This window comes from Streptomyces sp. NPDC059355 (genome assembly GCF_042752335.1).
Classification (GTDB): Bacteria; Actinomycetota; Actinomycetes; order Streptomycetales; family Streptomycetaceae; genus Streptomyces.
Map to the genome: position 1 here is coordinate 144192 of NZ_JBHYXN010000014.1, position 18658 is coordinate 162849.

Below are 18658 nucleotides of genomic sequence, written 5' to 3' on the forward strand. Positions count from 1 at the left end.
GGCCCTGGATCGCGAGAGGGGTGTCAGCCCTTGGTCGCGCCTGCCGTCATCCCGGCGACGAGGTGACGCTGGGCGAAGAGGAAGAAGATGGCCGCCGGGATGGCGATGAGGACCGAGGCGGCGCTCATCGCACCCCAGTTGGAGGTGTACTGCGTGACGAAGGTCTGCAGGCCCCCGGCGAGGGTGAGGTGTTCGTCGCCGACCATGAAGGCGGAGGCGTACGCGACCTCGCCCCAGGCGGTGATGAACGAGTAGAAGCCGGTGACGGCGAGGCCGGGCTTGGCCAGCGGCAGGATCAGGCGCCAGAAGGTGCCGAAGGGGTTGAGTCCGTCCACGCGGCCGGATTCGTCGATCTCGACCGGGATGGTGTCGAAGAAGCCCTTCATCATCCAGGCGCAGAACGGCACGGCGATGGTGAGGTACGTGATGATCAGCCCGAGCGGCTGGTTGAGCAGTCCCAGCTGTCCCATGAGGTTGTAGAGCGGGACGATCAGGATGGCCATGGGGAACATCTGCGTGATGAGCAGGGTCCACATCAGCGGCTTCATGCCGGGGAACTTGAACCGGCTGACGGCGTACCCGGTCGTGGCGGCGATGAACACACCGAGGACGGTGGTGATGCCGGCGACGAGCACGGAGTTGCCGAACCAGGTGAAGAAGGAGGTCGACTCCACCAGGTAGCGGTAGTTCTCGAGGGTCGGTTCCTTCACGAAGTCCGTGGAGATGGCGTGCTTCGCGGGCTTGATGGAGGTCAGCAGGACCCACAGCACCGGGAAGACGGCGATCACGGACGCGACGATCAGGGTGACGTGCAGTCCTGCGGAGGCGAGCGGGGAGCGCTGGCCCCTCTTGCGCCCGCCCGGCTTGCTTGCGCCCGGCTTGCTCGCGCCTTGCTCGCTCGCGCCCTGCTTGATCGCGGAAACGTCGGTCGTCGTCATGGTCACCACACCTCTCCCTGCTTGCGCAGCGAGCGCCGGTAGACCAGCGCGAAGATCATGAGCAGGGCGAGGATGAGTACGCCCCACGTGGCGGAGCCCGCGAAATCGCGCGGGCTGGACACGAAGGCCTCCCGGAACGCCTGGGTCACCAGGATCTCGGTGGAGTCGCCCGGTCCGCCCCGCGTCAGCAGGAAGATCACCGGGAACATGTTGAAGGTCCAGATGGTGGAGAGCAGGATCACCGTCATGCTCACCGACCGCAGCCCGGGCAGGGTGATGTGCCGGAACCGCTGCCAGGCCGTGGCCCCGTCCATCTCGGCGGCCTCGTACAGCTCACCGGGGATCGACTGCAGCCCGCCGAGCAGGGCGACCATCATGAAGGGGACGCCGAGCCAGACGTTGACGGCGACGACCGAGAACTTCGCCCACGTCGGGTCGTCGAGCCACGGGACCGCCGAAATGCCGCCCCCGTCGAGGATCTTGTTCAGGATGCCGCTGTCGCGGTTGAACAGGAACCGCCAGGCGAAGACGGAGACGAAGCCGGGAACGGCCCAGGGCAGGATGAGCGCCATCCGGTAGGCGGCGCGGCCCCGGAAGTCCCGGTTGAGCATGTTGGCGAGGGCCAGTCCGAGCGTGAAGGTGATCGACACGCACAGGACGGTCCAGGTGACGGTCCACACCAGCCGCTGCAGGAACACCGGGTCGGCCAGGACGTCCGCGTAGTTGTCGAGGCCGACGAACTTGTACGTGGCCTCGATGTGGTTGGCGCCGATGGTACGGGCGACATTGCGCTCGTTGGCGTCGGTCATCGACAGGTAGGCGCCGCGGAAGAGCGGCCAGCCGATGATGACGGCGAGGACGAGCACCACCGGGGCGACCATGGCCCAGGCGTACCAGTGGGTGGCGAGGGCACGCCTCAGTCCGCCCCTGGTCCCGCCGGGGGCCTTGCTGTCAGTCCTGCGGCTCCGGCCGCGGGCGGCGACGGTGTCTACTCCGTCGCTGCCCGCGGCCTTCACCACCGACTGGCTGGTGTCAGCAGCCATCGTCTTGTTACTTCCAGCCCTTGAGGATCTTGCGGAACTCGACGCCGGCCGCCTTGGCCGCGTCCTCCGGGCTCGACGCCCCGGTGACCGCCTTGGTGTATTCGACCTTCAGCGGCTCGAAGAGGGAGCCGTTCTCCGGGATCCAGGCGCGCTCGACGGCCTTGTCCACGGCCGGCTTGAAGAACTGGACCATCTCGCTGGACTTGACGTCAGGCTGCTCGTACGCGGCGGTCCGGGTCGGGAGCAGGCTGAGGTCCTTGGTGGACTGCACCTGCACGTCCTGCGAGGTCATGTACTCGACGAAGGCGTGCGCGGCGGCGCGGTTCTTGGAGCCGGCGTAGACGGCGAGGTCGTGGCCGCCCTGCGGGGCGCCGGCCTTGACGGAGCCGGCCGGAACGGCGGCGACGCCGAGGTTGGCCTTGTCCTTGAACTGGTCGCCGGCGTAGGTGTCGGCGACGGCCCACGGACCGTTGATCATCATCGCGGCTTCGCCGGTCTTGAAGGCGGTCTGCATGTTGACGTAGCCGTCGGTCGCGTTGGTGATCGCCGCGCCGGAGGAGACCAGGTCACGGGCGGTCTTGAACGCGTTGACGCCGGCCGGGTTGTCGACGGTGACCGTCTTGTTCTTCGCGTCGACCAGGTCGCCGCCCTCGCCGTAGATGAAGGGCAGGAACCAGTACGAGTCGTCGCCGCGCAGGTAGAGGCCGGCCTTGCCGGTCTTCGCCTTGATGGCGGCGGCGGCGGTCTTCAGCTCCTCCAGGGACTTGGGGGGCTGGACGCCGGCGTCCGCGAGCATCTTCTTGTTGTAGAAGAGGCCGAGGGTGTCGATGACCTGCGGGACGGCGTAGGTCTTGCCCTCGAACTTGCCGCTGGCCGCGGCCTGGGGCAGGAACTCGGCGTCGACCTTCTTCGCCGTCTCGGCCGGGACCTCGTCGAGGTAGCCGAGCGAGGCGAAGTCCGCGACCCAGCCGACGTCGGCACGGATCACGTCAGGGGCTTCGGAACCGCTGCTGAAGGCGTTCTTGACCTTGTTCTGCGCGTCGCCGTACGGGACGTTGACGTACTTGACGCTGACCTTCGGGTGCTTCGCGGTGAACGCCTCGGCGATCTTCTGGAAGCTGGCCTTCTCGGCGTCGTTCGAGGTGTCCCACCACGTGACCGTGCCGGAAAGCTCGCCGCCTGCCTTGGTCTCGCCGGCCGCGCCCTTGTCGTCCCCACCGCAAGCCGTTGCCGCGAGCGCCAGGGTCGCGACCAGCGCGGTGGCCGCTATGCCACGCCGCATATGAACTCCTTCGATGATCCCGGCCGCGCCCTCGCGGTCCCGAGTTGCAGGGAACGTAACAAGCCTGAAAGCCGTCCGAAAGAGCTTGCGGCAATTTTCTGCAAGCTGGGCCGATCGTTACATCCGTGTGTCCTGACGGTTGCCGCCGCTTGCTGGTTGTTCGAACTTCCTTCGGGTCATCAGGCCCGCAACCAGGGGGCATGTGCGCGCGTTGACCCCTATATGACCCATGAGCTGACCGCCTCCCGGCTTGCAAGCGCTTCCAGCAAGGTCACCGCAAGCGGCGGCTGGTGGCGCGATGCCGTCATCTATCAGGTGTACGTACGGTCCTTCGCGGACAGTGACGGCGACGGCATCGGAGACCTCCAGGGGGTGCGCACGCGCCTGCCCCACCTGGCCCGGCTCGGGGTCGACGCCGTGTGGCTCACCCCCTTCTACGTCTCCCCGCAGGCCGACGGCGGCTACGACGTCGCCGACTACCGGGCCGTCGACCCCCTCTTCGGGGACCTCTCCGACGCCGACGAGCTCGTCCGGGCCGCCCACGCGCTCGGCCTGCGGGTCATCGTGGACGTCGTGCCCAACCACACCTCCGAGCGGCACGCCTGGTTCCGCGAGGCCCTCGCCCACCCCGCGGCCGAGGCCCGGGCCCGCTACCACTTCCGGCCCGGCCGCGGCCCCGGCGGGGAGCGCCCGCCCAACGACTGGGAGTCCGTCTTCGGCGGCCCCGCCTGGACCCGGACCCCCGACGGCGCCTGGTACCTGCACCTCTTCGCACCCGAGCAGCCCGACCTGAACTGGGAGCACCCCGAGGTCGCGGAGGAGTTCGCCTCCGTCCTGAGCTTCTGGCTCGACCTCGGCGTCGACGGGTTCCGCATCGACGTCGCGCACGGCATGGTCAAGGCCCCCGGCCTGCCCGACATCGGCCGCGGCGCCCAGGCCACCCTGATCGGGACCGAGCCGCTCCCCTTCTTCGACCAGGACGGGGTCCATGCGATCCACCGCTCCTGGCGGCGGCTCCTCGACTCCTACGAGGGCCCGCGCATCGGCGTCGCCGAGGCCTGGGCGCCGACCTCCGAGCGGCTCGCCCTGTACGTCCGCCCCGACGAGCTGCACCAGGCCTTCAACTTCCGCTTCCTGAACTGCCCGTGGGACACCCGCGCGATGCGGACCGTCATCGACGAGTCCCTGGCCGCCACCGCCTCCGTCGGAGCCCCCACCACCTGGGTGCTGTCCAACCACGACGTCGTGCGCCATGTCACGCGGTACGGGGGCGGCGCCCAGGGCCTGGCCCGCGCCCGGGCCGCCGCGCTGCTGATGCTCGCCCTGCCCGGGTCCGCGTACCTCTACCAGGGCGAGGAGCTCGGCCTGCCCGAGGTCGCCGACCTGCCCGACGCCGTGCGCCAGGACCCCGCCTTCCTGCGCTCCGCCGGGCAGGACGGGCTGCGCGACGGCTGCCGGATCCCGCTGCCCTGGTCCGGCGAGCGGCCCCCGTACGGATTCGGGCCGGCCGGCAGCTGGCTCCCGCAGCCCGCCGACTGGGCCCCGCTCAGCGTCGCCGCCCAGACCGGCGACCCCCACTCCACCCTGGAGCTGTACCGCGCCGCCCTGGAGCTGCGCCGCGCCCTGCCCGGGCTCGGCTCCCCCGACGCGGGCCCCCTGACCTGGCTGCCCGCGCCCGAGGGCGTGCTCCTCTTCACCCGGCCCGGGTTCGCCTGCACCCTCAACAGCCGCTCCGAGCCGCTCGAACTGGCCTCGCCGGGGCGCCCCGTACTCTCCAGCGCACCGGTGGAGACGGACGGCCGGACCGTACTGCTGCCGGCCGATGCGTGCACGTGGTGGGCACTGTGAGCCCGGGACCGGTACAGTCCAATCCCGTGACCGCACGGCTAGCCGACATCGCAGCCCAGGCGGGGGTCAGCGAAGCCACAGTCAGCCGCGTGCTCAACGGCAAGCCCGGTGTGGCCGCGGGCACCCGTGAATCGGTGCTGGCCGCACTCGATGTCCTCGGCTACGAGCGCCCGGTGCGGCTGCGCCAGCGCAGCGCGGGACTCGTCGGCCTGATAACCCCCGAGCTGGACAACCCCATCTTCCCGGCGCTCGCGCAGGTCATCGGCCAGGCGCTGACCCGGCAGGGGTACACCCCGGTGCTGGCCACGCAGACGCCCGGCGGGTCCACCGAGGACGAGCTCACCGAGATGCTGGTCGACCGCGGGGTCTCCGGCATCATCTTCGTCTCCGGGCTGCACGCCGACACCACGGCCGACATGGGCCGCTACGACCAACTCCGCGGGCAGGGCGTCCCGTACGTCCTCATCAACGGGTTCTCCGACAAGGTGCAGGCCCCCTTCGTCTCCCCCGACGACCGCGCCGCGATGCAGCTCGCCGTGACCCACCTGACCGCGCTCGGGCACACCCGGATCGGACTCGCGGTCGGACCCAAGCGGTTCGTGCCCGTACTGCGCAAGATCGAGGGCTTCCGGCTCGGGATGAAGGAGCGGCTCGGCCTCGACGAGGCCGAGGTCGAGGAACTCGTCCAGCACTCGCTGTACACGCTGGAGGGCGGGCAGGCAGCGGCGGCCGCGCTCATCGCGCGCGGCTGCACCGCCATCGTGTGCGCCAGCGACATGATGGCGCTCGGGGCGATCCGGGCGGCCCGGCAGCAGGGGCTGCGCGTGCCGCAGGACGTCTCCGTCGTCGGCTTCGACGACTCCCCGCTCATAGCGTTCACCGACCCGCCGCTCACCACCATCCGGCAGCCGGTGCAGGCCATGGGGCAGGCCGCGGTCCGCACCCTCCTGGAGGAGATCGGCGGTACGCCGGCCCCGCACAGCGAGTTCGTCTTCCTGCCCGAGCTGGTGGTCCGCGGGTCCACCGCCTCCGGTCCGCAGCAACGTAGGGGACCGTCTACTCCCCAGGGCTGAGCCGCTGCGCAGGAGACCGTCCCGAGGGATGATCGAAGGCGAGTAGGCATCTGGCAGACTCTTTCCCCATGGGTGAATCGAGCGTGAAGACACTGGAAACCCGGACGGAAGTCTCGTCACCCCTCGTGACCGAGAGTGATGCCCGTCCGGGGACTCAGCGCGCTCTCCTGTCCCGGTTGCGCGCCCCGCGCCGGCCGCGGATCTGGTTCGAGATCCTGCTCATCGGGGTCAGTTACTGGACCTACTCGCTCATCCGCAACGCGGTGCCGGAACAGAAGGCGGACGCCCTCGCGAACGCCGACTGGCTGTGGGACCTCGAACGCACCCTCGGCATCGCGGTGGAGCAGTCGGTCAACCACGCCGTCAACTCGGTGACGTGGCTGATCGTCGGCATGAACTACTACTACGCCACGCTCCACTTCGTCGTGACCATCGGCGTCCTGGTGTGGATCTACCGTTTCCATCCGGGGCGCTACGCCGCCACGCGGATGGTCCTCTTCGCCACCACGGGCGTGGCCCTGCTCGGCTACTACTTCTTCCCGCTCGCGCCGCCGCGGCTGATGAACGGGCAGAGCTTCGTGGACACCGTGCTGGTCCACCACACCTGGGGCTCGATGGCCTCCGGCAACCTCAAGCACATGTCGAACCAGTACGCGGCCATGCCCTCGATGCACATAGGGTGGTCGCTCTGGTGCGGACTGACGATCTTCGCGGTCGCCTCCGCCCCGTGGGCCCGGATCCTGGGCCTGCTCTACCCGGTGGCCACCCTCGTGGTCATCGTGGCCACCGCCAACCACTTCTGGCTGGACGCCGCGGGCGGCATGCTCTGCCTCGCGTTCGGCTACACGGTCTCGCGCGGCTGGTACGGCTCGCTGCCGCACCGGCTGCCGCGCGAGCCCGAGGAGACGGGACCGCATCCGGCGACGTCGGCCTTGCTGAACCGGTTCCGCAAGGCCTAGAACCCGCCGTTCAGACCTCCCCGTACGTGATCCGTCCGCCCGACATCGTGAGCCGGATCGGGGCCTGCGCCAGCTCGTCCGGGGCGGTGTCCACGGGGTCGAGGGCGAAGGCCGTCAGATCCGCCCGGAAGCCGGCCGCGATCCGGCCGCCCACCCGCTGCTCCCCCGCCGCGAGCGCCGCGTGCGAGGTCATGCCCTCCAGCGCCATCAGCCCGGTCAGGGCGGCCCCCGCTGCGGCCGCGCCCAGCGGGCTGCGGGCGACGGCCAGCACCCGGCGGGCGTCGTGGTGCGCGATGGGCCAGTCCGAGCCAAGGGCCAGCACGGCCCCCGCGTCGCGCAGGTCCCGGCAGCGCCAGGCCCGGGCCGCCCGGTCCGGGCCCAGCCGCTTCGACCACTCGTCGCTGTGGTCGGCCCGGGTGTACGCGGTGTGCGGCGGCTGCATCGAGGCGATCACCCCGAGCTCCGCGAACCGCTTCAGCTGGTCGTCGGGGACGGTCTCGATGTGCTCGATCCGGTGCCGCATCCGGGCCTGGGGGCCCAGCGAGGCCACCGTGTCGAGGACGTGGCGGACCGCCGCGTCGCCGATGGCGTGGGTCGCGGTGCGCACCCCGGCCGCGTCGAGGGTCCGTACGGCCGCCGAGTAGGCCTCGGGATCGGGCCAGAAGGCGTCGGTGCCCCGGCCGTGGCAGTCGGCGTGCTCCAGCCAGGCGGTGCCGCCCTCGACGGTGCCGTCCATGAAGAACTTGACGCCGCCGACCTGCCAGTGGCGGCCGCGCACGCCCTGGAGTCCGATCAGCTCCGCCAGCTCCTCGGGTGTGGCGCCCGGCATGCACCAGGGCGCCAGCTTCAGCCGCAGCGGCAGGTCGCCGTCGTACTCGACGCCCGCCAGCAGGGCCGGTACGTCACCGTCGCCGAGGTCCATGACATGGGCCCCGGTGAGGCCGGTGGCGGCCATCTCGCCGAGCAGCGCGGTGAGCCGGGTGCGCCGCTCGGCGGCCGAGGGCTTCGGGGCGAGGGCGCCGACCAGGGACATCGCCGCGTGCTCGACGAGGTGGCCGGTCGGGCGGCCGTCCGGACCGCAGACGATCTCCGAGCGCTGGTCGAACGTGCGCGGGCCGGTGATGCCCGCGGCGTCCAGGGCCGAGCCGGAGGCGAGGGCGGAGTGGCCGTCGTACAGGCGCAGGAAGGCGGGTGCGCCGGCCAGGGCCTCCTCGATCAGTGCCTTGTCCACGGGGCGGCCGCCGAAGGCGTTGTGGTCGAGGCCGTGGCCGAGGATCCAGCCGGCCGGGCGCGGGGCGGTGCGCAGGGCGGCCCGCAGCTGGTCGAGGTCGCGGACGGCCGAGAGGTCGGTCCCGGTGGCCATCTCGATGCCCCAGACGGGGTGGCTGTGGGCGTCGGTCAGGCCGGGGGTGAGGGTGGCGCCGCCGAGGTCGACCACCTCGGTGGCGGGGCCGCGCCAGTCGCGTACGTCGGCCTCGTCGCCGACGGCGAGGATCTCGTCGCCGCGGACGGCTACCGCGCGGGCCTCGGGGCGGCCGGGGTCGAGGGTGCGGACGCGGGCTCCGGTGAGGACGGTGTCGGCAGCGGGCACGGCTCTTCTCCTTCGGGTACGTCGGTTGCGGGCTCGGCGGCGAACCGGGCGTAGGTCTCGGGGCGGCGGGTCTTCAGGCGCTGCGCGAGCGCCAGCCCGGCCAGGAACACGGCGGGGACGAGGGCGACGAGGACGGTGTTCACGGTGGTGGAGGCCATGGTGAACAGGCCCACCTTGGAGACGACCAGGCAGATCGCGACGGCCAGCAGCACGGCGGCGGCCACGGGCGCGACCACGGTCCGCCAGGGGCCTTCGGTGTGCGCGGTGCGCCGGAAGTAGACGGGTACGGCGATCGCGGCGAGCAGCATCAGCGCCATGAGCCCGATCATGCCGGGCGTGTTCACCCAGAGCAGCAGCTGCTGGTACGGATCGGCACCGGCCAGCGCGAAGGCGAGCACGATGACGGCGCCGAGGGAGGTCTGGGCGAGCCCGGCGAGGTACGGGGAGCGGTGGCGCGGGTGGACCCGGCCGAGGGCCGCGGGCAGTACGCCCTCCTCGGCGAGGGCGAGCGCGTAGCGGTTGATGGCGTTGTGGAAGGCTAGGAGGGAGGCGATGACGCTGGTGACGATGAACAGGTGCATGAGGTCGGCCGCCCAGGGGCCGACGTACGTGGTGATCGCGGCGAAGAACAGGCCGCCGGGGTTCTCGGCGGCGGCCGCCACGACCTCCTCGGCGCCGAAGGCCTGGATGACGGTCCAGACGATGAAGGCGTAGAAGAGGCCGAGGAAGGCGACGGCGATGTAGGTGGCGCGCGGGATGGTCCGGTCGGGGTCGCGGGCCTCGCGGCGGTAGATGACGGTGGACTCGAAGCCGGTGAACGCGGCGAAGGCGAAGGCGAGCACGGCGGCGGTGCCGGGGACGAGGACCGCGCCGGGGGCGAAGGAGCCGGCGGAGAGTCCGTGGGCGCCGCCCTTGACGAGGACGCCTCCGGCGAGCAGGACGAGTATCCCGGTCTCGGCGACGAGCAGGACGCCGAGCACCTTGGCACCGAAGTCGATCGAGCGGAAGCCGCCGTACCAGATGAGGGCGAGGCCGGCGAGGGAGACGGGGAGCCAGGGGACGTCGAAGCCGCCGAGGGCGTGGGCGGTGTCGGCGGTGGTGGTGCCGAGGAGGCCGTAGACCCCGATCTCCATGCCGTTGTAGCCGACCAGGGCGAGCAGCGCCGCGCCGATGCCGACGCGCTTGCCCAGGCCCCGGGCGATGTACGCGTAGAAGGCTCCGCCGCTGCGGACGTGGCGGCTCATGGTGGTGAACCCGACGGCGAACACGGCGAGGGTGAGGCCGGCGAGGAGGTACCCGGCGGGGGCGCCGATCCCGCCGAGCAGGATGGCGACGGGGGCCACTCCGGCCATGACGGTGAGGGGGGCGGCGGCGGAGACGACGAAGAAGGAGATGTCGGCGGTGCCGAGCGCCGCGCGGCGCAGGGCGGGTCTGTCGGTCGGCGGTTCCGGCGTTTCGGGCATGCGGCAGTGCACCCTTCGGGGAGACCAAAACCTAAAGGCTTTAGGTTTGCGGCAATGTAGCCTCCGGTTTTGGCGTACGGGAAGACCTCACGGCGGGAGAAACCGATGGCACGGCCGCGCACCCCCCTCCTCGACAGGGAGCGGATCGCCGCGACCGCACTGCAACTCGTGGAGGAGCAGGGCGAGTTCAGCGTCCCGCAGATCGCCCGGGAGCTCGGCGTGCAGACCGGGTCGGTGTACCACCACGTGGACGGCCGGGCGGGGGTGGTGGAGCTGGTGCGGGAGCTCGTATGCGACCGGATCGCCGGCGAAACCCTGGACCTGGAGCCGTGGGACCGGGCCCTGGAGGCCTGGGCCCGCTCGTACCGGGCCGCCTTCGCGGCCTCGCCGCGGGCCATCCCGCTGCTCATGACCACGCCGGTGCGGGCCCCGCGGGTGCTGGCGCAGTACGAGCGGGCGGTCGGCATGCTGCTGGCGGCGGGGTTCACCCGCGACCGGGTGATGCCGCTGTTGACGGCACTGGAGAACCTGGTCCTCGGCTCGGCCCTGGACCTGACCGCCCCCGAGGCCATGTGGGAACCGTCGCCCGACACCCCGCTGCTCGCGGACGCCCTGGAGGCCGTGGGCCCGGGCCGCGCGGACGCCGCCTTCGATGTGGGCCTGGCCGCGTTCCTGGCGTACGCGCGCTCCCTGCGGGGCGAAGCGGGCTGAGGGATCGGCCGGTCAGCGGGTGCGCGCTGCGCGCGGGCCCAGCCATCGCTCCAGCACCCCGCGACGGGCCTCGGGCGAGGGTGCCGGCTCCGGTACGGGTGCCGCTGCCGGGCCGTCCGCGCTCGCGCCGATCTGTTCGAGGGCCTCGGTGAGGGTGCGGACGTAGGCCTCGTCGGCCAGGATCCGGACGTGCTCGTACGGGTGGTTCAGCCGCTCCTCCGCCCCCAGGATCCGGCGCAGCAGGGGCGCCGCGGCGGCGGCGGGCGCCCCGATCCCGCCGAGCCGGCGGACGGCCTCGCGGGTCGGCAGGGCGGGGTTCCCGGTCCAGTCCGGGTCCACCTCGGCCAGCAGCACCGCCACGGCGGGCTCCGCGTCCCCGGTGATCCGCGCGTACGCGTGGGCCGCGGCGACCCGGGTCCAGGCTCCGGGCGATTCCATCAGGCCGCGCACGGTGTCCGCGTGGGCGGCGGCCAGGGGACCCAGATCGGCGAGGAAGGGCAGGCCGTGGCTGGCGGTCCCGGTTCCGACGGCCGCACCGCACACGTCGAGGGCGAGGGTCGGGTCGCCTGTGGCCCTCCAGTGCGCCCAGGCGGCCAGCCGCGGATGGTGGCGGGCCGCCTTCGGGGCACGGCCGGTGGCGAAGTCGGCCAGCCGGTCGGCTGTTCCCGCAGCCGCCGGGCCGATCCGGCCCAGGGCGCGCAGGGCGCCGTAGGCGTAGGGGCCCTCCAGGTACGGGAGCACCTCGGGCACGGCGGGCGCGGCGGCCGGGCCCCAGAGCGCGAGGAGTTCGAGGGCGGCGGTGCTCGCGTGGTACTTCGCCGGATCGTGGCGCAGCACCGCCCGCATCGTCGGGAGCAGTTCCGCGACGGGCAGCGCGGCCAGGTGGGAGACCCAGGGGACGTGGAACGGGACCCGGTTGCCCTCCGCGATGCGCCGGAGGGCGGGCAGCGCGCGGAGGTCCCCCGTCCCGGCGAGGGCGACCGCGAGCTCCTCTACGTTCCCGAGCCGCGCGGCGAGGGCCCTGGCCAGCCGGTCGGCATGCCCGGAGACGGCGGGGCCGGCCTGCGCCACCGCCCTGGCCGCGTCCCAGCTGCTGCCCAGGGGGTTGCAGGCCGCCTTGACGGCGACTTCCCAGCACTCCGGATCCGGCCGCCGGTAGCGGATGACGGCCTTGACGGCCGAACCCGCACTTTCACGCGGCGGCGTAAGTGACGAACCCGTCCCAGGCGGCCGGGGCGACGGCCAGCCGGTCGCCGTCGGGCCGCTTGGAGTCCCGGACGAGGACGGTCCCGGGGGTACGGGCGACCTCGACGCAGTCGTTGCTGCTGCTCGCGCTGTAGCTGCTCTTGGTCCAGGCGACTTCGACGCAGTCGGGTCCGTCATTGGTGCTGTAGCTGCTCTTGACCCACGTCAGCGCGGAGAGCCCCTCGGCCGACTGCCTGATGCTCATGTCTCCCCCAGTGCCTTCTCAATGAACGTCAGAGATTCGCGAGGCGTCAGAGCCTGCGCTCGGATCATGCCATAGCGCATGTCCAGGACCTGGACCTCTTTGGGTTCAGTGATCAAGCGGCTGACCAGCTGAACTTCGTTGTGCCCAACCGTCGTTCCATCCTTGAGGCGCATGATCTTCAGTGATCCCGCGAGACCGGCGTGCTCCTCCACCGCAGTGGGCATCACCTGGATCTCCACGGTGCGCAACTGGCCGACCTCCAGAAGGTGCTCCAGTTGGCGGCGCAGCACCATTTTGCCCCCGACAGGCCGTCGGAGAACAGCCTCCTCCTGCACGACGGTCAGCAACGGGGCCGGATGTCGCCGGAGGATGTCGTGGCGCGCCACCCTCGCCGCCACCAGACGCTCGATCTGATCCTCCGAGTAGGCCGGACGCCTCACCGCGTAGAGGGCACGGATGTACTCCTCGGTCTGAAGCAAGCCCGGGACCACGCCGTTGTCGTAGGACCCGATCTCGACGGCCTCGGACTCCAACTTGGCCAGATCCCGGACCTTCTTGGGATAGCGGGCCTTTTCGACGTCCACCTTCATCGCGGCGATCTTCCCGCCCGCACCGAGAACCTCGTCCGCCTTGTCCAGGTACTCCGGACGCGGAATTCGGATGCCGCTTTCGATCTTGCGGGTCAGGTCCGCCCCGTAGCCCATCCGTTCAGCGAAAGCGGACCGGTCGAATCCGGCCGCCTCCCGCCACATTTTCAACTGGCGCCCCACCGCCGCGACGACCGCCCCGGATTCGTCCTCCGGATCGAGTGCCCAGCTCGACTCGTCGGTGCCCTCTGCGCTCACTGCCACCTCCGTTGGCCTGCAACTCCCGTCAGGCTACGCACGGATGGCCGCACAGAGGCGCGAGAACGGGAAAGTCCGATTTCGCCGGATCGAGGTTTCCACGGTCCGGTGTGGCGATAGCCGGTGACGCTCGACGCCTAAAGACAAACAACCGGGGGAAATGACCTCTCCTCACCTCCCCCTCCCCTCTCACTCGGACGGGTGAACCACCCCAACCCGGCTGGCGCATATGCCAATCCGTCGGGCACGCTAACCCCCGACAACCCCATAAACGCAATTCGGCCCTCGTACGGGACGCCAATCCCGCCCGAGGGCCTGACCAAGAGAAGGCATCTACCCTTCCATGGCTGACCAGCAGTTTAGCGCGCCCTCGCGCGCCTCGTCGGGCATCCGGCACATCAATCACGACCACCGCCGCGGCTACGTCAAGATCGGCAACCACCTCGCCCAGCACCGCGAGTTGAGCATGACGGCGATCGGTCTGGCCACGCACATCCAGTCCCTCCCGCCGGGCGCGAAGGTCACCATCAAGGCCCTCGCCGAACGCTTCCCCGAGGGCGAGGTCCGCATCGCCGCCACCCTGCGGGAGCTGGAGGAGCACGGCTACCTGGCCCGCTTCCAGGAGCGGCTGCCGACCGGGCGTGTCGTGTCCTGCACCGTCTCGTACAACAACCCGCCCGCGATGGCGGCAGCGGCTCGCGAGCGGCGCGCCGAGCCCATCGGAGCCGAGCGGAAGCCGGCTCCCGAGCCGGACCCCGAACCGGAGGCGGACCCGGACCCCGCCCCGGCCACCGTCCCCGAGGCCGAGCTCCAGGCCCGCGAGCTGCTGGCCCGGCTGCGGCTGCGCGATCCCCGGCTCGTGCTGTCCGAGCGGGACACCGTACGACTGGCGCCCGCCGCGGCGGTGTGGCTGGAGCGCGGGCTGACCCCGAGCGCCGTCGCCGACGCCCTGACGCGGTCGCTGCCCACGACGGCCATCCACTCCCCGGCCGCGCTGCTCGCCCACCGCCTGCGGGAACTGCTCCCGCCCCGGCTGCCCGACCCCGGCGCTGCACGCCCCGTACCGCCCGACCGGGAGATCCACCCGCTCCGCACCTGCGACGGCTGCGACCGCGCCTTCCGCTCCCCCGTCCCCGGCCGCTGCCGCGACTGCCCACCCGCGGACGCACGGGCGGCGTAGGGGATGGGCCCGGAGCCGAGTGGCGGGTCCCCGTCTGCGGGCGTGAACTGGAAGGGGAGGCACATGTAAGGACGTCACGGAGGAGAGTCATGCGTCACTCACCCCTGCTCGCGCTGACAGGACTTGCGCTCTCGGCCTCGCTCACCCTCGGACCGGCCGCCGTCGCCGCGCAACCCCCGTCCGGCCGGGTCTCCGTCGCACCGACCGCGACCCTCTGCAGGCTGGACGGCACGGTCTGGGACTACTCCACGGGGCACGTCTCCACGGACCAGAAGGCCCGCGCCCGCTGCGAGGGGCTCAGGCAGGGCGAAGCCCGCGGCGCGGACGACGGACGGCAGTGCCGTCCGAAGAACTACCCGCTGTGGGTGCCCAACCCGAACGATGTGTCGAGCGCCAAGCAGAGCGGGTTCAAGAGCGGGTACGACAGGGCCTACCAGCGCGAATGGAACAACGCCAACTGCCAGAACCGGCCGCAGCCCGAGCCGTACTACCCGCCGGTGCACTAGACCCGGCTGGACCCGGGCCGAACTACGCCCCGTAGAACAGGTCGTCCACCACCGCCCGGGCGCGGCGGGTGATGCGGCGGTAGTCGTCGAGGAGTTCGCCGACCGTGCCCTCCGCGTAGCCCAGGTAGCGGCCCACGGCCGCCAGTTCGCGGGCCTCCGAGGGGAAGGTGTCCCCGGCGCGGCCGCGGACCAGCATCACCGCGTTGCGGACCCGGGTGGCGAGCACCCAGGCCTCGTCCAGGATCTGCGCCTCCTCGGCCGGGATCAGCCCGGCCGCGTGGGCGGCGGCCAGGGCCTCGCGGGTCCGGGTGGTGCGCAGGCCCGGCTCCGACCAGGCGTGCCGCATCTGGATCAGCTGGACGGTCCACTCGACGTCGCTGAGGCCGCCGCGGCCCAGCTTGGTGTGCAGGGTCGGGTCGGCGCCGCGCGGGAGGCGTTCGGACTCCATGCGGGCCTTCAGGCGGCGGATCTCCCGTACGGCGTCCTCGCCGAGGCCCTCCGCCGGGTAGCGCAGCGGGTCGATCAGCTCGATGAAGCGGGCACCCAGGTCGGCGTCCCCCGCGACCGGTTCGGCGCGCAGCAGGGCCTGGCTCTCCCAGGTCAGGGACCAGCGCCGGTAGTACGCGGCGTACGAGGACAGGGTCCGTACGAGCGGCCCGGAGCGGCCCTCGGGGCGCAGGTCGGCGTCGATGAGCAGCGGCGGGTCGGCGGTGGGGAGTTGGAGCAGCCTGCGCATCTCGGCGATGACGGTCTGGGCGGCCTTCGCGGCCTCCTGTTCGTCGACGCCCTCGCGGGGCTCGTGGACGAACAGGACGTCGGCGTCGGACCCGTAGCCCAGCTCGTGGCCGCCGAAGCGGCCGACGCCGATGATCGCGAAGCGGGTGGGCAGGGTCTCGCCCCAGTGGTGGCGGACGGCTGCGCGCAGGGCTCCGGCGACGGTGGTGGCGGTGAGGTCGGAGACGGCTCCGCCGACCCGGTCGACGAGGGCTCCGGTGTCCTCCTCGGCCGGGCGGTCCTCCGTACCGTACGAGCGGATGATGTCGGCGGCGGCCGTACGGAACAGCTCGCGGCGGCGGACCCCGCGGACGGCGGCGACCCCCGCCTCGGCGCTGTCGGCGCGTCCGACGGCGGCGAGCACCTCCTGCTCCAGGGCCTCGTGGGTACGGGGGGAGAGCCCGCCGGGGTCGCCGAGCAGGGCGACCGCTTCGGGGGCGCGCATCAGCAGGTCGGGGGCGAGCCGGCCGGCGGACAGGACGCGGGCCAGGTTCTCGGCGGCGGCACCCTCGTCGCGCAGGAGCCGCAGGTACCAGGGGGTCTTGCCGAGGGCGTCGGAGACCTTGCGGAAGTTCAGCAGGCCGGCGTCCGGGTCGGCGGAGTCGGCGAACCAGCCGAGCATGACCGGCAGCAGGGTGCGCTGGATGGCGGCCTTGCGGGTGACGCCGGAGGCGAGGGCTTCGAGGTGGCGCAGCGCCGAGGCCGGGTCGGCGTAGCCGAGGGCTTCGAGGCGCTGGCCGGCGGCGCGCGGGGAGAGGCGGGCCTCGCCGGGGGCCAGCTGGGCGACGGCGTCGAGCAGCGGCCGGTAGAAGAGCTTCTCGTGCAGGCGCCGGACCACGGAGGCGTGGCGGCGCCAGGCCTTGTTGAGCTCGACGACGGGTTCGGTGCGCAGGCCCAGCGAGCGGCCGAGGCGGCGCAGGTCGGCCTCGTCCTCGGGGACGAGGTGGGTGCGGCGCAGCCGGTGGAGCTGGATGCGGTGCTCCATGGCGCGCAGGAACCGGTACGCGTCGTTCAGCTGGGCGGCGTCGGTGCGGCCGACGTAACCGCCGGCGGCCAGGGCGTGCAGGGCGTCGAGGGTGCTGCCCGAGTGCAGGCCGGCGTCGCTGCGGCCGTGGACGAGCTGGAGCAGCTGGACGGCGAACTCGACGTCGCGCAGGCCGCCGGGGCCGAGCTTGAGCTCGCGGTCGACCTGGGCGGCGGGGATGTTGTCGACGACGCGGCGGCGCATCTTCTGGACGTCGGCGACGAAGTTCTCGCGCTCGGCGGCGTGCCAGACCAGCGGCGTTATGGCCTCGATGTACTGGGCGCCGAGGTCCGGGTCGCCGGCGACGGCCCGGGCCTTCAGGAGGGCCTGGAACTCCCAGGTCTTGGCCCAGCGCTGGTAGTAGGCGAGGTGGGAGGCGAGGGTGCGGACGAGGGGGCCGTTGCGGCCCTCGGGGCGCAGGTTGGCGTCGACGGGCCAGATCGTGCCCTCGATCGTGGTCTCGGAGCAGATCCGCATGAGGTGAGAGGCGAGGCGGGTGGCGGCCTGGACGGCCTTGCCCTCGTCGGCGCCGGGGGGTGCGTCCCCGACGAAGATGACGTCGACGTCCGAGACGTAATTGAGCTCGTTGCCGCCGCACTTGCCCATGGCGATGACGGCGAGCCGGCAGGCGGCGGCGTCCTCGGGGGCGGCGGCGGAGGCGATCCGCAGGGCGGCGCGGAGGGTGGCGGTCGCCAGGTCGGCGAGCTCGGCGGCGGTCTGGGCGACGTCGATGGTGCCGCAGACGTCGCGGGCGGCGATGGAGAGCAGGCAGCGGCGGTAGGCGACGCGCAGGGCGATGGGGTCGTGGGCCTGGGCGAGCCCCTGCTCGAACTCGGCGAGCCCGGGGTGCAGGTCGGCGGCCTCGTACGTCACGAGGGCGTGCCAGTCGCGGGGGTGGCGGGCGAGGTGGTCGGCGAGCGCCTCGGACGCGCCGAGCACGCCGAGGAGGCGGTCGCGCAGCGGCTTGGCGCTGACCAGGGTGTCGAGGAGTACGGGCCGCTCGTCCTCGCTCTGCGCCTCGGCGAGCCGGACGAGCCCGAGGAGGGCGAGGTCGGGATCGGCGGTGGCACCGAGGGCGTCGAGGAGCACCGGATCGGTGCGTACGGAGGCCAGCGCGTCGGAGTCGAGCAGCCTGGCCGCGGCCGAGGGGTCGGTGAAGCCGCTGCGCAGCAGCCGCATGAAGGTACTGCTCCTGCGTCCCGGGACTGTCATCCCGCCGCCTCCCGCGTACGTCGCCTTCGCCGCCACTGCCCGAGCGGGCCCGAGCGGGCCTGGGTGGAGCCTAGCCCGTGTCTTTCGGATCATGCCGGGCTCGCGGCGTCCGGCGGCCGATCCGGCCCGATCCGGCCCGATCCGGCCCGGCCCGATCCGCTCCGATCCGCTCCGGCCCGATCCGGTCCGGCCCGGCCCGGTCCGAAAGACATGGCCTGGCCGGAGCGGGCGTTCGACTGACCGGCTCGGCGTACACGTACCATGATCCCGATTTCGGATTGTCCACATATATTCGGACCCCATCGGTCCGCTCCCGCCCCGAAGGACCCCGATGCCCGAAGGCCCCCACACCCAGGGCCACACCCCCTGGCAGGGCCCCCCGTCGCCGGACCCCTGGCCGGGCGGCCCGGGCGGAGGCCCGGCGCAGCGTTGGCCGGGCGGCCCGGGCCCGTCGGCCCCGATGGGTGGCCCCGGTTGGGACCCTTCGCAGCATCCGTCGGCCGGACCGGCCGGACCAACGCCGGGCGGCCCGTCGCCGTACGCGCCGGCCCCGAGCGCAGCGGGGCTCAACGGGGCGCAGCCCTGGTCCGGCGGACCGGGCGGGGGTCCGGGCGGGGGTCCGGGGGCCCCGGCAGAGGGGCCGGTCGGACCGGCCGGGCATCCCGCGGCCCCGCCGGGTGCCGGGGCTTGGGACCCTTCGCAGCATCCGGCAGGCGCGCAGCCGCACGCGGCAGCGGGGTCCGGCTGGGATCCGTCACA

At 72.4% G+C, this 18658-nt stretch carries 15 protein-coding genes; 6 read left to right on the forward strand and 9 right to left on the reverse strand.

Going from position 1 to position 18658, the window contains the following annotated elements; translation table 11 throughout:
* Window positions 1–23 precede the first annotated feature (23 nt).
* From ACFXGI_RS16370 to ACFXGI_RS16380, 3 genes are read right to left on the reverse strand one after another with little or no spacing between them, the layout of a single operon-like run.
* A complete protein-coding gene (locus ACFXGI_RS16370; protein WP_384706481.1) occupies window positions 24–938 on the reverse strand; it encodes a sugar ABC transporter permease in 915 nt (304 codons plus the stop codon).
* A 2-nt stretch (window positions 939–940) separates the two neighbouring features.
* Complete coding sequence (locus ACFXGI_RS16375; protein ID WP_384706483.1) at window positions 941–1981, reverse strand: carbohydrate ABC transporter permease; 1041 nt, start codon at window positions 1979–1981, stop codon at window positions 941–943.
* Window positions 1982–1988: 7 nt separating this feature from the next.
* The gene (locus ACFXGI_RS16380; RefSeq protein WP_384706486.1) at window positions 1989–3263 is read right to left on the reverse strand and encodes an extracellular solute-binding protein; all 1275 of its coding nucleotides are present in this window, start codon (window positions 3261–3263) and stop codon (window positions 1989–1991) included.
* A gap of 222 nt (window positions 3264–3485) precedes the next feature.
* On the opposite strand from ACFXGI_RS16380, the gene ACFXGI_RS16385 reads away from it, so the two are divergent.
* From ACFXGI_RS16385 to ACFXGI_RS16395, 3 genes are all read left to right on the forward strand, one after another.
* On the forward strand, window positions 3486–5111 hold the full coding sequence (locus ACFXGI_RS16385) for an alpha-amylase family glycosyl hydrolase (RefSeq protein WP_384706488.1): 1626 nt from the start codon (window positions 3486–3488) through the stop codon (window positions 5109–5111).
* 26 nt (window positions 5112–5137) lie between these two features.
* Window positions 5138–6184, forward strand: a complete 1047-nt coding sequence (locus ACFXGI_RS16390; protein ID WP_384706490.1) for a LacI family DNA-binding transcriptional regulator — start codon at window positions 5138–5140, stop codon at window positions 6182–6184.
* 68 nt (window positions 6185–6252) lie between these two features.
* Window positions 6253–7143: a phosphatase PAP2 family protein gene (locus ACFXGI_RS16395; protein WP_384706492.1), complete on the forward strand. Its 891-nt coding sequence runs from the start codon at window positions 6253–6255 to the stop codon at window positions 7141–7143.
* Window positions 7144–7153: 10 nt separating this feature from the next.
* On the opposite strand, the gene ACFXGI_RS16400 is transcribed toward ACFXGI_RS16395, so the two are convergent.
* On the reverse strand, window positions 7154–8734 hold the full coding sequence (locus ACFXGI_RS16400; protein ID WP_384706494.1) for an amidohydrolase: 1581 nt from the start codon (window positions 8732–8734) through the stop codon (window positions 7154–7156).
* Window positions 8656–10197, reverse strand: a complete 1542-nt coding sequence (locus tag ACFXGI_RS16405) for an APC family permease (protein WP_384706496.1) — start codon at window positions 10195–10197, stop codon at window positions 8656–8658. The genes ACFXGI_RS16400 and ACFXGI_RS16405 overlap by 79 nt, the downstream gene beginning before the upstream one ends.
* A 105-nt stretch (window positions 10198–10302) precedes the next feature.
* Between ACFXGI_RS16405 and ACFXGI_RS16410 the strand changes: the two genes are divergently transcribed.
* Window positions 10303–10908 (forward strand): TetR/AcrR family transcriptional regulator, encoded by a 606-nt coding sequence (locus ACFXGI_RS16410; protein ID WP_384706498.1) that lies wholly within the window; start codon window positions 10303–10305, stop codon window positions 10906–10908.
* A 12-nt stretch (window positions 10909–10920) separates the two neighbouring features.
* On the opposite strand, the gene ACFXGI_RS16415 is transcribed toward ACFXGI_RS16410, so the two are convergent.
* From ACFXGI_RS16415 to ACFXGI_RS16425, 3 genes are all read right to left on the reverse strand, one after another.
* Window positions 10921–11979, reverse strand: coding sequence for a hypothetical protein (locus ACFXGI_RS16415; RefSeq protein WP_384706500.1), 1059 nt, complete (start codon window positions 11977–11979; stop codon window positions 10921–10923).
* Window positions 11980–12100: 121 nt separating this feature from the next.
* Window positions 12101–12358: a DUF397 domain-containing protein gene (locus tag ACFXGI_RS16420; RefSeq protein WP_384706502.1), complete on the reverse strand. Its 258-nt coding sequence runs from the start codon at window positions 12356–12358 to the stop codon at window positions 12101–12103.
* Entirely contained in the window at window positions 12355–13203 is an 849-nt protein-coding gene (locus tag ACFXGI_RS16425; RefSeq protein ID WP_384706504.1) for a helix-turn-helix domain-containing protein, read from the reverse strand. Before ACFXGI_RS16425 ends, ACFXGI_RS16420 begins: the two co-directional genes overlap by 4 nt.
* A 343-nt stretch (window positions 13204–13546) precedes the next feature.
* On the opposite strand from ACFXGI_RS16425, the gene ACFXGI_RS16430 reads away from it, so the two are divergent.
* Both ACFXGI_RS16430 and ACFXGI_RS16435 read left to right on the forward strand, forming a co-directional pair.
* Complete coding sequence (locus ACFXGI_RS16430) at window positions 13547–14383, forward strand: helix-turn-helix domain-containing protein (RefSeq protein ID WP_384706506.1); 837 nt, start codon at window positions 13547–13549, stop codon at window positions 14381–14383.
* 89 nt (window positions 14384–14472) lie between these two features.
* Window positions 14473–14889 (forward strand): hypothetical protein, encoded by a 417-nt coding sequence (locus ACFXGI_RS16435; RefSeq protein ID WP_384706508.1) that lies wholly within the window; start codon window positions 14473–14475, stop codon window positions 14887–14889.
* Window positions 14890–14911: 22 nt separating this feature from the next.
* Here the strand turns inward: ACFXGI_RS16435 and ACFXGI_RS16440 are convergent, their stop codons facing one another.
* Complete coding sequence (locus ACFXGI_RS16440) at window positions 14912–17899, reverse strand: bifunctional [glutamine synthetase] adenylyltransferase/[glutamine synthetase]-adenylyl-L-tyrosine phosphorylase (protein WP_384706510.1); 2988 nt, start codon at window positions 17897–17899, stop codon at window positions 14912–14914.
* Window positions 17900–18658 lie beyond the last annotated feature (759 nt).